This window comes from Allobosea vaviloviae (assembly GCF_001298265.1).
Taxonomy (GTDB): Bacteria; Pseudomonadota; Alphaproteobacteria; order Rhizobiales; family Beijerinckiaceae; genus Allobosea; species Allobosea vaviloviae_B.
The window spans coordinates 243,854-256,975 of the sequence record NZ_LGSZ01000022.1; the positions used below are offsets into that span (position 1 = coordinate 243,854).

The window sequence follows — 13,122 nt, forward strand, 5'->3', positions numbered from 1 at the left end:
ACGCTGACGCCGTAGCTTTAGAGCAGATTAATTTGATCCGGAAGCGACCCTGCGCGTGGTAGCAGTGGCATCAGGGCACGACTTCTTTAGTTCAGCCGACGTCGCCCTACGCGCTCTCCAGCTCCGTGCTCAGCTCCAGCCACTCCTCCTCGGCCGCCTCCAGCGTCTTGGCCAGGACCGCGCGCTGCTTCGAGAGCTCGCGCGCCTTGTCGGGGTCGCGGGCGAAGGCCGAGCCGTTGCCGAGCACGCCGTCGACCTTTTCGATCAGCCCGGTCAGCTTGGCGATCTTCGCCTCCGCCAGGTTGAGCTTCTGGCGAAGCGGCCCCTGCGCGACGCGCTTGACGGCTGCGCCCTTGCGCTCCTCGGCCTTGCCGGCGGGGGCTGCCATCGTCGTCTCGGTCGCGGCCTTCTCTCGTTTGGCCGCTTTGGCGCCGCCGAGCACGAGGCTGCGATAGTCCTCCATGTCGCCGTCGAAGTTTTTCACCGTGCCGTCCCCGACGATCCAGAGCCGGTCGGCGCAGGATTCGATCAGGAAGCGGTCATGGCTGACCAGGATCACAGCGCCGGGAAAGTCGTTGATCGCGTTGACCAGCGCCGTGCGGCTGTCGATGTCGAGGTGGTTGGTCGGCTCGTCGAGGATCAGCAGGTGAGGGCCCCCAAAAGCTGCGAGCCCCAGCATCAGCCGCGCCTTCTCGCCGCCCGACAGGTTCTTGACGGGGGTCTCGGCCTTGGCCGCAGGAAAGCCGATCTGCGCCGCCTTGGAACGCACCTTCGCCTCCGGCGCGTCGGGCATCAGGTCGCGCAGATGGGCGACGGGCGTGTCCTCCATCCGCAATTCGTCGAGCTGGTGCTGGGCGAAATAGGCCGTCTCCAGCTTCGAGGATTTCCGCATCGTGCCCGTCAGCGGCGCCATGCGCCCGCCGATCAGCTTGCAGAAGGTCGATTTGCCATTGCCGTTGGACCCGAGCAGGGCGATCCGGTCGTCGGGCAGAAGCGTCAGGTTCAGCTTCGACAAAACCGTGCGCTCGCCATAGCCGGCGCTGGCATTGTCGAGCACGATCATCGGCGGCGCCAGCGGCCGCTCCGGCCCGGGCAGGCTGAAGGGCTGGACGTCGCGGTCGACGATCGTGTCGATCGTGCCCATCTTCTCCAGCCGCTTGACGCGCGACTGGGCCTGGCGCGCCTTCGAGGCCTTGGCCTTGAAGCGGTCGACGAAGGCCTGCAGATGCTTGCGCTCGGCGTCCTGCTTTTCCTTGGCCTTGGAGAGCTGCATCTGCTTCTCGGCGCGCTGCCTGGCAAACGAGGTGTAGCCGCCCCGATAGATCGTCAGCTTGCCGCCATCGAGATGAAGGATGTGGTCGACGCAGGTGTCGAGCAGCTCGCGATCATGGCTGACAACCAGCACGGTATGCGGGTAGCGCTCCAGATAATCGTAGAGCCAGAGCGTGCCTTCGAGGTCGAGATAGTTCGTCGGCTCGTCGAGCAGCAGCAGATCCGGCTCTGAAAAGAGCACCGCCGCCAGCGCGACGCGCATGCGCCAGCCGCCGGAGAAGTCGGAGCAGGGGCGCTGCTGCGCCGCCTCGTCGAAGCCCAGCCCGTGCAGCACCGTCGCGGCGCGGGCGGGGGCGGAGTGAGCATTCATGTCGGCGAGCCGCGTCTCGATCTCCGCGATGCGGTGCGGATCGGTCGCGGTTTCCGATTCCGTCATCAGCGCGGCGCGCTCGGTGTCGGCTGCGAGCACGACCTCGATCAGCGTTTCAGGTCCGCCCGGCGCCTCCTGCGCGACGCCGCCGATGCGCCGCCCCTTGGGCAGGCTGATCGTGCCGCCCTCGGGCGAGAGGTCGCCCGTGATCATCTTGAACAGCGTCGTCTTGCCGGTGCCGTTGCGGCCGACGAGGCCGACGCGCGACCCGTCGGGCAGCGAGGCGCTGGCATGGTCCAGCAGCAATCGGTCGCCGAGACGGTACGTGATGTCGTTGATCGTGAGCATGGCGGGGTTTTGGCGTGAAGCCGGGCCGAACGCAATCGCGAAACCGCCGGAAACACCGGCCATGTTTCGGCCACGGTCCCGCCCTTTCCTGGCCCGGAGTCGCGCTCACGCAAAGGAAGACAAGAACTTTTGATTCGGCGGGACTTTCATGCTGTTTGATCTGAATGCATTCGGTCGGCGCCGCCACTCCGTGGCGGCCTCGATGCTGGTCTTGCTGTCGGTCGCCATGGCAAGCATCGCTGCGCTGGCGGTTGTTGTTCCCTCATCCTGACCCGAAAGCTTCAGTCAAATTTAACTCCGATGCAATGTAGTTAGCGCTCGTCTGATCCGCCGCCGCATCCGGAGTTCCGGACCTTGTTCAGTCTGAGAGTCAGACTTCCCGCTGCCATGCTCTTGCTGGCCTGCCTGGCCGTGCTCGCGGTCGGACTCTCGGGGTATCGGGCGGTGACGATCTGGGCCGAGGAGGCTGTCAGGGAGCGTCTCGGTGTCCTCGCCGACGGGCGTGCCAGGGCGCTGGAGCGACGCTGGCAGCGACTCGGCGCCGAACTCTCCGTCCAGGCCCGCAGCGCCTACCAAGTGTCCTCGCTCGACGAGATCAGAGGGTGGATGGAGCTGCCGGACGAACGCAGGGCCATCCTCGGGCACTTCCAGGGGGACGGCGCGTTCGATCGTGCCGAGCGCCCGCAGCGCTCCGGTGCCGGGCAGAGCCATGGCTACCTGCAGCGCCATGAGGCGATGCACGACACCTATCTCGCGGCGCTGCGGGAGTTCGACTATGCCGACATCTACCTCGTTTCGCCGAAGGGGCGCGTTGTCTACAGCGTCACCAAGGGGCCGGAGTTCGGCCGCCTTGTCACTGAGCCCGACCTGGTAGACACCGGTTTCGCCAAAGTCGTCGCCGCAGCTGCGACAGCGAGCGACGACATGCCCGTCATCCTCGATTTTGCGCCTTATGACCTGGTCGGCGGCGAACCCCGCGCCTTCCTGGCTCAGCGCTTCTACAATCCGACCTCGCGCGAGCCTGTCGGCACGATCGTGGTCTCGGTCAGCACCGCCTTCATCGACAACACTCTGGCCTCGATCGCAGGCATGTCCCACGGCATCATGACCTATGTCGTCGGCGTGGACGGCTTCATGCGTTCCGACCCGGCCGCGCGCCGCGCCGGGACGGCGCCCGCAGGCACGCTCGACCGAAGCCGGCTGGCGGAAGCCGGCGGAGCGTTGCTGAAACTGACCAGCCGCGACGGTGAGCGGCTCGTCGCAGCCGGCCGCGAGATCAAGGTCGGCGACGGCGCCTGGCTGCTCTGGTTGTCGGAGCCCGAGAGCGCGGCCTTCGCGGTGGTCAACAAGCTCGACAGGGCCATTATCATCGGCGGGCTGAGCGTACTCGGTCCGCTGCTTCTGGTGGCGCTGCTGCTGGGGCTGTCGGTGGCGCAGCCGATCGCGGGTCTCGCCGAAGCGCTGGCCGGCATAGCGGCGGGCCGCACCGACCAGCGCATTCCGGCCGAAAACAGGCGCGACGAGATCGGGGCGATCGCCGCCGCCGTCTCGCGGATTCGGGCCAACATGTTGAAGGACGAAGCCGAGCGCCTGCGTGAGCGCGAAGAGCGCGAACGGGAAGCGGGAACCCAGCGAACGATCCTGTTGGCCGACCTGGCAAGCGATCTCGAACGGTCGATACTCGGCGTGACGGCGGCTGTTTCGGCGGCTGCGGAGCAGCTCAGCGTGACGGCGCAGGAACTCTCCAGCGGCGCGAGGCAGACGCAGGCGAATGCCTGCACTGTCCACAGCTCGGCCTCGCGCGCGGTCGCGAGCATCCGTTCCATCGAGGGCGCTGTGCAGGAATTGCGGCTCGCGATCGATCAACTCGACGACGACGTTCAATCCTCCGACATGTCGGCCCGCTCCGCCAAGGATCATGCCGACCAGATGGGTGCCGTGGTCGATCAGCTGGCCGCCGGCGCCGCGCGCGTGTCGGATGTCATCGGGTTGATTTCCGAGATCGCCGCCCAGACCAACCTGCTCGCCCTCAACGCGACGATCGAGGCAGCCCGCGCCGGCGAGGCCGGGCGGGGCTTTGCCGTCGTCGCCTCGGAAGTGAAGGGCCTGTCGGGCCAGACCGCACGTGCGATCGACGATATCTCGCGACAGATCGGGACAATGAACCAGGCGACGACCGCGACCGTCGAGGCGATCACGGGAATCCGCGACATGATCGGCGACCTCAGCGAGGCCGTCAGGCGTTCGGCCGAGACGATGCGGCGCCAGCACGGCGTGACGCATGCCATCGTCTCCGATGTCGGCATGGCGACGAGCGAATTCAGCCGCATCGGTGAGGCGACCAGCCTTGTTTCCACCGCGTCGCAGCAGACCTCGGATGCCGCCGAAGCCGTATCGAGGGCGTCCAGCGAACTCACGCAACTCGCCCACTCGCTCAAATCGCGCGTCGCGGACTTCATCGTGCAGGTCCGCGCGGCTTAAGGCCGAGCGCGCAGCCCAGGCCGAGCGCGCGCAGGCTTTGTACCTGTCGCTTGTCGCGCGCCGGGCCAGCGTTTAACGCTGGCATGATGACACGCACCGCTTTCTACACCGGCTCCTTCGATCCCGTCACGAATGGCCATGCCGACGTCATCGCCGGGGCCGCGACGCTTTGCGACCGGCTCGTGCTGGCAATCGGAGTCCACCCCGGCAAGGCGCCGCTGCTCGACGCGAACCAGCGCGGGGACCTCCTGCGCGAGGTCGCCGCGCCGCTGCTGGCGGGGACGGGCGCTGCGCTCGACGTCGTGACCTTCGACGATCTTGCGGTCGATGCGGCGCGCCGCGCTGGTGCCACCATCATCATCCGTGGTCTGCGCGACGGCTCCGATCTCGACTACGAGATGCAGATGGCCGGCATGAATGCGGTGATGGCACCCGACATCCAGACGGTCTTCCTGCCGGCGTCCCCGGCTGTCCGACACATCACCGCGACGCTCGTGCGCCAGATCGCCGCGATGGGGGGCGACGTCACAGCCTTCGTCCCCGCCGCCGTGCTGCCGGCGCTCAAGGCCCGATTCGCGCAGCGCTGACGCCGGGTTTGTCCCGGCCTCGTTCACATCCCGCGGATTTTGGTTTGCATTTTACCCGGAGCGATGGTGTCTCTGGGACCAAGTGACTCGATGCGCCAGCCGCCGTGCATCGCCCCCCATTCGAGTTTGTCCATGCGCCTCTCCCGCTATTTCCTGCCGATCCTGCGCGACACGCCCAAGGAAGCCGAAATCGTTTCTCACCGGCTGATGCTGCGCGCCGGGATGATCCGTCAGCAATCGGCCGGCATCTATTCCTGGCTGCCGCTCGGCCTGCGGGTGCTCAACAAGATCAGCAATGTCGTGCGCGAGGAGCAGAACCGCTCGGGTGCGATCGAGATCCTGATGCCGACGGTCCAGTCCGCCGATCTCTGGCGCGAGAGCGGGCGCTACGACGCCTATGGCAAGGAGATGCTGCGCATCAAGGACCGGCACGACCGCGAGATGCTCTACGGACCGACCAACGAGGAGATGGTCACCGACATCTTCCGGTCCTATGTGAAGTCGTACAAGGACTTGCCGCTGAACCTCTACCACATCCAGTGGAAGTTCCGCGACGAGGTCCGCCCCCGCTTCGGCGTGATGCGCGGCCGCGAGTTCCTGATGAAGGACGCCTATTCGTTCGACGTCGACCAGGAGTCGGCTCGCCACGCCTATAACCGCATGTTCACCGCCTATCTACGCACCTTCGCCAGGCTTGGCCTGAAGGCGATCCCGATGCGGGCCGATACGGGTCCGATCGGCGGCGACCTCAGCCACGAGTTCATCGTGCTGGCCTCCACCGGCGAGAGCGAGGTCTTCTGCCACAAGGACTATCTTGATTTCGAAACGCCCGCGGTCGACACCGATTTCGACAGCGTCGAGGGGCTGAAGGGCATCGTCGACAAGTGGACGAGCCTCTATGCCGCTACCGAGGAGATGCACGACAAGCCTGCCTACGACGCCATTCCCGCAGACAAGCAGCTCTCGGCGCGCGGCATCGAGGTCGGCCACATCTTCTATTTCGGTACCAAGTACTCGGAGCCCATGGGCGCGACCGTGCAGGGGCCGGACGGCCAGAACGCGCCCGTCCACATGGGGTCCTACGGCATCGGCCCCAGCCGCCTGGTCGCGGCCCTGATCGAGGCCGGCCATGACGACGCCGGCATCGTCTGGCCCGACGAAATCGCGCCCTTCGATGTTGCGGTCCTCAACCTCAAGGCCGGCGACGCGGCCACCGACGGCGCCTGCGAGCAGCTCTACGCCTCGCTACTGGCGAAGGGCTATGACGCGCTCTACGACGACACCGATGCGCGGCCGGGCGGAAAATTCGCCACTGCCGACCTGATCGGCGTGCCCTGGCAGATCATCGTCGGCCCCAAGGGGCTGGCCGAGGGCAAGGTCGAGATCAAGCGTCGCGCCGGTGGCGAACGCGAACTCGTCTCGCTGGAGGCGGCGCTGGATCGCTTCAAGGGCAAGGCGGCGTGAGCGTCGCAACCGGCGTGGAGCCGCCCAGCAAAGCCCCGACGGGCACGCGCCCCTTCGCCGGCTTCGAATGGCTGCTGGCCGGACGCTATCTGCGCACACGCCGTCGCGAGGGCTTCGTCTCGGTCATCGCCGGCTTTTCCTTCCTCGGTATCCTGCTCGGCGTCGCCACGCTGATCATCGTGATGTCGGTGATGAACGGCTTCCGCAAGGAGCTGCTGGAGAAGATCGTCGGCGTGAACGGCCACATCTTCGCGACGCCGATCGATCGTCCGCTCGACGATTACGACGTCGTCTCGCAGCGGCTGCGCTCGATTCCTGGCATCAGGCTCGCCATTCCGCTGGTGGAAGGGCAGGCGCTGGCCTCCTCGCAGACCGGCAATGGCGGCGTGCTGGTGCGCGGCATCCGCGAGGCCGACATCAAGGCGATCCCCTTCATCGGCGGCAACATCAAGTCGGGCTCGCTCGACGGCTTCGACGGAACCCCGGGCGTCGCCATCGGTCGCAGGCTCGCCAATTCGCTCGGCATCCAGGCCGGTGATTCGATGACGCTGGTCTCGCCGCAGGGCGCCGCCACGCCTTTCGGCACGGCGCCGCGCATCAAGGCCTATCCGGTCAAGGCGATCTTCGAGATCGGCATGACCGAGTTCGACGGCAGCTTCGTCTACATGCCGCTCATCGAGGCCCAGGCCTATTTCAACCGCGACGGCGATGTGAACGTCATCGAGATCTTCGTCGACAATCCCGACAAGACGCAAAGCGTGCGCGATGCGATCGAGGCCGACGCACCGCGACCGCTCGTGCTCTCCGACTGGCGCCAACGCAACCGCAGCTTCTTCAATGCGCTCGAGGTCGAGCGCAACGTCATGTTCATCATCCTGACCCTGATCGTGCTCGTCGCGGCGCTGAACATCGTTTCCGGGCTGATCATGCTGGTGAAGGACAAGACTGCCGACATTGCCATCATGCGCACGATGGGGGCGACCAGCGGCACGGTGCTGCGCGTCTTCCTGATCACCGGCGCGGCGATCGGCGTCTTCGGTACGCTGGCGGGGCTGGGGCTCGGCGTCGTCTTCGCCAAGAACATCAAGTCGATCATGGCCTCGCTGAACTGGCTCACCGGCGCCAATCTCTGGGACCCGACCGTGCGCTTCCTCAGCGACATCCCTTCCGTCATCGACTGGGGCGACGTCGTCAGCGTCGTCGCGATGGCGCTGACCCTGTCGCTGCTGGCAACTCTCTATCCAGCCTGGAAGGCGGCGCGGCTCGACCCCGTCCAGGCTCTCAGGATGGGGTGAGGTCCATGTCCGACGCTGCGCCCCGCGAGACACCGGCGCTCTTCCTCTCCCAGGTCGAGCGCCATTACCCCCAGACCGACGCTCCGCTGGAGATCCTGCGCAAGGCGGATTTCGCCCTGTGGCCGGGAGAACTCGTCGCGCTCGTCGCACCGTCAGGCACCGGCAAGTCGACCCTGCTGCACGTCGCTGGCCTGCTCGAGAAGCCCGATGGCGGCGAGGTCTTCATCGGTGGCCTGCCGACGGCCAAATTGGACGACAAGGGCCGCACGCGCCTGCGCCGGACCGAGATCGGCTTCGTCTACCAGGCCCATCACCTGCTGCCGGAATTCACGGCGCTGGAGAACGTCGTCATGCCCCAGCGCATCCGCGGCCTCGCCAAGGGGCTGGCGGAGGAGAGGGCGGCCGAACTCCTGACCTTCCTCGGCCTCGGCGAGCGGCTCGACCATCTGCCGGGCGAACTCTCCGGCGGCGAGCAGCAGCGTGTCGCCATCGGCCGGGCTGTCGCCAACACGCCGCGCCTGCTGCTCGCCGACGAGCCGACAGGGAACCTCGATCCGCACACCTCACTGCACGTCTTCTCCACGCTGGTCGCGCTGGCGCGGGCATCAGGGCTGGCGGCGCTGATCGCGACCCATAATCTCGATCTCGCGCGCCGGATGGATCGTCAGGTGACGATCCGCGACGGCCTGGTGGTGCCTCTCTGAGGGCTGCCGCCCGCGACGTCTCCGAGGGCGCAGCCGCGACGTCCCGACGCGATTCATTGATCGTTAACCGCGCTTGACATGCGTGCCATGCAATTGACGCAAAGACATTGACGAGAACAAAACATGAACTAATTTGAACATATCAAAAACACGAGGAGATGGTCATGATCGTAGCGCGCAAATTGGCTGCCGGTATCGCGGAGATTGCATCGCTTGGGATCTTCCTCGGCATGATCTGGGTCTGGGCGGCGCTGCTCTCGGCACCCAACGTCTGATCATCCACAGCGTGGCGATCGGCGTCGTGGACGTCGGAGCCTGCCCCGCTCCATAAAGGCCCTGAAGGCGACGGATCGAGTCGCGATGGGCAGCGCAGGGCGGATGATGACACGGCAACCGGACGACGCGCGCATCCTGTCCGAGGTCGGCTTCGTCCATCTCCATGTCCATTCGAGCTATTCGCTGCTCGAAGGTGCCCTGATGGTCGGGACGCTGGCCAAGATGGCCGCCGCCGACGGCCAGCCGGCACTGGCGCTGACCGACACCAACAACCTGTTCGGCGCTCTCGAATTCTCCGAGAAGCTCGTCGGTGTCGGCGTCCAGCCGATCGTCGGCGTCCAGCTCTCGGTCGATTTCGCGGATGAGGCCGAGGGCAGTCGCAAGACCCTCCAGCAGGTGCCGCCGCATCTCGTCCTGCTCGCGATGAACGAGATCGGCTACGGCAATCTGATGAAGCTTGTCACGGAGGCCGCGCTCGCCAGCGGCGGCTCGGGCCAGCCGATCTCGAACCTGCAGCGGCTCGCCTCCCATCACGAGGGGCTGATCGCGCTCACTGGCGGCCATGGCGGGCCGGTCGATCTCGCACTTCGCAACGGCCAGATGCCGCAGGCGCGCAGCCGGCTTGCGGCACTGTCGGCCATCTTTGGCGACCGGCTCTATGTCGAGGTCCAGCGCCATGGCGGGGATGGCGATGCCGCCGTCGAGGCGCATCTGCTCGCGCTCGCCTATGAGTCCGACCTCGCGATCGTCGCGACCAACGAACCCTTCTTCGCCAAGCCCGCCGATTACGACGCCCATGACGCGTTGCTCGCCGTCGCCGCCGGACGTCTCGTCTCGGATGGCGAGCGCCGCCGGGTGACGCCGGAGCATTATTTCGCCAGCCGGGCCGAGATGAAGCGCCGCTTCGCTGATCTGCCCGAGGCGCTGGCGGCCACTGTCGAGATCGCGATGCGCTGCATCTGGCGCGTCGGCCTGCGCAAGCCGATCCTGCCACGCTTCGGCGAGGCGGGCCGCGACGAGGCGGAGGAACTGGAGACGCAGGCAAAGGCCGGTCTCGTGGCACGGCTCGCCAAGCACGGCCCGGCGTCGGGATACACGGTCGAGCAGTACGAGAAGCGTCTCGATTTCGAGCTCTCGATCATCACCCGGATGAAGTTCCCGGGCTACTTCCTGATCGTCGCCGACTTCATCAAATGGGCCAAGGACCACGACATTCCCGTCGGTCCCGGTCGTGGCTCGGGCGCGGGCTCTCTCGTCGCCTATGCGCTGACGATCACCGACGTCGATCCGCTGCGCTTCGGCCTTCTGTTCGAGCGCTTCCTCAATCCCGACCGCGTCTCGATGCCGGACTTCGACATCGACTTCTGCCAGAACCGGCGTGAAGAGGTGATCGAGTACGTCAAGCATCGCTATGGCGAGGGGCGCGTGGCCCAGATCATCACCTTCGGCACGCTGCTCGCGCGCGGCGTGCTGCGCGACGTCGGCCGCGTTCTGGAGATGCCCTACGGCCAGGTCGACCGGCTGACCAAGCTCGTGCCGCAGAACCCGGCCAAGCCGATCTCGCTCAAGGACGCCATCGAGGGCGAGCCGAAGCTGCAGCAAGCGGCGGAGGAGGAGCCGATCGTCGCGCGCCTGCTCGAAATCGGCCAGAAGTTGGAAGGCCTGCATCGACACGCCTCGACCCATGCGGCGGGCGTCGTCATCGGCGACAGGCCGCTGGAAGAACTCGTGGCGCTCTCGGTCGATCCGCGCACCGGCATGCGCGTTACCCAGTTCAACATGAAATGGGTCGAGCAGGCCGGGCTGGTGAAGTTCGACTTCCTCGGCCTCAAGACCCTGACGACGCTGGCGACAGCGGTGAAGCTGATCGCCCAGCGCGGCATCGCGATCGATCTGGCGAGCCTGCCCTTCGACGATCCCAAGAGCTACGAGATGCTGGCGCGCGGCGAGGTCGTTGGCGTGTTCCAGGTGGAAAGCGCGGGCATGCGCCGGGCGCTGGTCGAGATGAAGGCCGACCGGATCGAGGATTTGATCGCGCTCGTCGCGCTCTACCGGCCGGGCCCGATGGACAACATCCCCAGCTATTGCCGCCGCAAGCTCGGGCTGGAAGAACCGACCTATCTCCATCCCAAGATGGAGCCGATCCTGTCGGAGACACATGGCATCATCGTCTACCAGGAGCAGGTGATGCAGGTGGCGCAGGCACTCTCGGGCTATTCGCTCGGCGAGGCGGACCTGCTGCGCCGCGCCATGGGCAAGAAGATCAAGGCCGAGATGGACGCCCAGCGCGACCGCTTCGTGCGCGGAGCCGTCGAGGGCGGCATGACCAAGGACATCGCATCGGAGATCTTCGATCTTCTGGCGAAGTTCGCCGATTACGGCTTCAACAAGAGCCACGCGGCGGCCTACGCCGTCGTCGCCTTCCAGACCGCCTATCTCAAGGCCAATTACCCGGTCGAGTTCCTCGCGGCCTCGATGACGCTCGACATGGGCAACACCGACAAGCTCTCGGAATTCCGCCGCGATGCCGAGCGCATGGGGATCAAGGTCCTGCCGCCCGCGATCAACCGCTCCGGCGTCGAGTTCGACGTGCATGAGGGCGCGATCCATTATGCGCTCGGCGCGATCAAGGGCGTCGGCACGGCGGCCGTCGAATCGGTCGTCGCCGCGCGGCGGGCAGGCGGCGATTTTCGGGACCTCGCCGATTTCGCCCGCCGCATCGACACCAGGCTGGTCAACCGCCGCACCATTGAGGCCCTGATCGCGGCCGGCGCGATGGACGTGCTGGAGCCTGAACGCGCCCGTGCCATGGCCGCGATCGACGGCATGCTGGCGCTCTCGAACCGCACGCGCGACCAAGCCGCCGCGGGCCAATCCGATTTCTTCGGTAGCGGTGCGGCGCAGGAGGCCTTCCGTATCCCACCGGTCGAGCCCTGGGCCCCGGCCGAACGCCTCAAGCGGGAGCACGACGCCGTCGGCTTCTTCCTGTCGGGCCATCCGCTCGACGATTACGAGCACGTGCTCAAGCGCTTGCGCGTGCAGCGCTTCGCCGACTTCGCGCAGATGGTGCGCGCCAACGGCACCGGCGTCGCCAAGGTCGCGGTCTCCGTCATCGACAAATCGGAGCGGCGGACGAAATCCGGCTCCAAGATGGGCATCGTCAACCTCTCCGATCCCAGCGGCCAGTTCGAGGCGATCCTCTTCTCGGAAGCGTTGCAGCGCTACCGCGACCTGCTCGAGCCGGGCAGGGCGCTGGTCCTGCGCCTCTCGGCCGTGCTTGACGGCGACGATGTCCGCCCGCGCATCGAGGATGTCGAGGTGCTGGACGATCTCGCTGCGCGCCAGAAGCAGGATCTCCTGGTCTATCTGCGCGACGACAAGGCGCTGGCCTCCATCGCCGAGCGCGTCCGGCCACGGGGTGACGGCATCAAGGCCGACGGCAAGATCGCGCTGGTCATGATCCTCAACGACGGCGCCCAGGAGGTCGAGATCGAGCTGCCCGGCCGCTACCCGGTCAACCAGCAGATCGCCAATGCGGTCAGGGCGGCACCGGGCGTGGTCAGCGTCGAGTTGCGCTGAGCCCGGGCGGGGACGGGCTCGAGGCTGAATCGGGAGGCTGTCCGTGTCGCGATCCGAGCGCCTTCTCGATCTCGTCCAGGTGCTGCGCCGTCATCGTCGTCCGGTCAGCGGCCGCAGGCTCGCGCAGGAAACCGGCGTCAGCATCCGCACGCTCTACCGCGATATCGCGACGCTGCAGGGGCAGGGCGCGCCGATCGAGGGCGAGCCCGGGCTGGGCTATGTGCTCAAGCCCGGCTTCATGCTGCCGCCGCTGATGTTCACCGAGGACGAGATCGAGGCGCTGGTGCTCGGCTCCCGCTGGGTTGCCGAACGCGCCGATGATCGCCTCGGTGCGGCGGCCCGTGACGCCATTGCCAAGATCGCGGCGGTCCTGCCGGGGGATTTGCGTGACAGCACCGAGACCTCGGCGTTGATCGTCGGGCCCGGCACGTCGCTCGCCGGCGGCGACATCGACCTCGCAGCCGTGCGCAAGGCGATCCGGGCCGAGCGCAAGCTGTCGCTGGTCTATGCCGATGGCCGCGATGCGCGGACGCAGCGCACGATCTGGCCGTTCGCTCTGGGCTTCTTCGACCATGTCCGCGTCGTGCTGGGCTGGTGCGAACTGCGCCAGGATTTTCGAAGCTTTCGCGCCGACCGGATTGCGACGATGACGCCATTGGACATCCGCTATCCGCGACGGCGTCAGGTTCTGCTGAAGGAGTGGCGCGAACGCGAGGGCATCCCGCCGCCTGCGTGATCGACGCTGC

General features: G+C 66.7%; 9 protein-coding genes. 8 read left to right on the forward strand and 1 reads right to left on the reverse strand.

Features of this window, described 5'->3' with window-relative positions; genetic code table 11:
• Positions 1–106 precede the first annotated feature (106 nt).
• Entirely contained in the window at positions 107–1,990 is a 1,884-nt protein-coding gene (locus AE618_RS05045) for an ABC-F family ATP-binding cassette domain-containing protein (RefSeq protein WP_054208020.1), read from the reverse strand.
• 148 nt (positions 1,991–2,138) lie between these two features.
• On the opposite strand from AE618_RS05045, the gene AE618_RS29025 reads away from it, so the two are divergent.
• The 8 genes from AE618_RS29025 to AE618_RS05080 all read left to right on the forward strand — a co-directional run bounded on the left by AE618_RS29025 (position 2,139) and on the right by AE618_RS05080 (position 13,112).
• Complete coding sequence (locus AE618_RS29025; protein WP_282568488.1) at positions 2,139–2,261, forward strand: hypothetical protein; 123 nt, start codon at positions 2,139–2,141, stop codon at positions 2,259–2,261.
• An 83-nt stretch (positions 2,262–2,344) separates the two neighbouring features.
• Positions 2,345–4,471, forward strand: coding sequence for a methyl-accepting chemotaxis protein (locus AE618_RS05050; RefSeq protein ID WP_156330106.1), 2,127 nt, complete (start codon positions 2,345–2,347; stop codon positions 4,469–4,471).
• 86 nt (positions 4,472–4,557) lie between these two features.
• Positions 4,558–5,058 (forward strand): pantetheine-phosphate adenylyltransferase, encoded by a 501-nt coding sequence (gene coaD / locus AE618_RS05055; protein WP_054208021.1) that lies wholly within the window; start codon positions 4,558–4,560, stop codon positions 5,056–5,058.
• Between the two features lie 132 nt (positions 5,059–5,190).
• Complete coding sequence (gene proS / locus AE618_RS05060; RefSeq protein WP_054207934.1) at positions 5,191–6,522, forward strand: proline--tRNA ligase; 1,332 nt, start codon at positions 5,191–5,193, stop codon at positions 6,520–6,522.
• Positions 6,519–7,817, forward strand: coding sequence for a lipoprotein-releasing ABC transporter permease subunit (locus AE618_RS05065; RefSeq protein WP_054207935.1), 1,299 nt, complete (start codon positions 6,519–6,521; stop codon positions 7,815–7,817). Before proS ends, AE618_RS05065 begins: the two co-directional genes overlap by 4 nt.
• Positions 7,818–7,822: 5 nt before the next feature.
• Positions 7,823–8,521 carry an ABC transporter ATP-binding protein gene (locus AE618_RS05070; RefSeq protein ID WP_054207936.1) on the forward strand — a complete coding sequence of 233 codons (699 nt, stop codon included), beginning with the start codon at positions 7,823–7,825 and terminating at the stop codon, positions 8,519–8,521.
• A 381-nt stretch (positions 8,522–8,902) separates the two neighbouring features.
• The gene (gene dnaE, locus AE618_RS05075) at positions 8,903–12,376 is read left to right on the forward strand and encodes a DNA polymerase III subunit alpha (RefSeq protein WP_054208022.1); all 3,474 of its coding nucleotides are present in this window, start codon (positions 8,903–8,905) and stop codon (positions 12,374–12,376) included.
• A 43-nt stretch (positions 12,377–12,419) separates the two neighbouring features.
• Entirely contained in the window at positions 12,420–13,112 is a 693-nt protein-coding gene (locus tag AE618_RS05080) for a helix-turn-helix transcriptional regulator (protein WP_054207937.1), read from the forward strand.
• Positions 13,113–13,122: the final 10 nt, after the last annotated feature.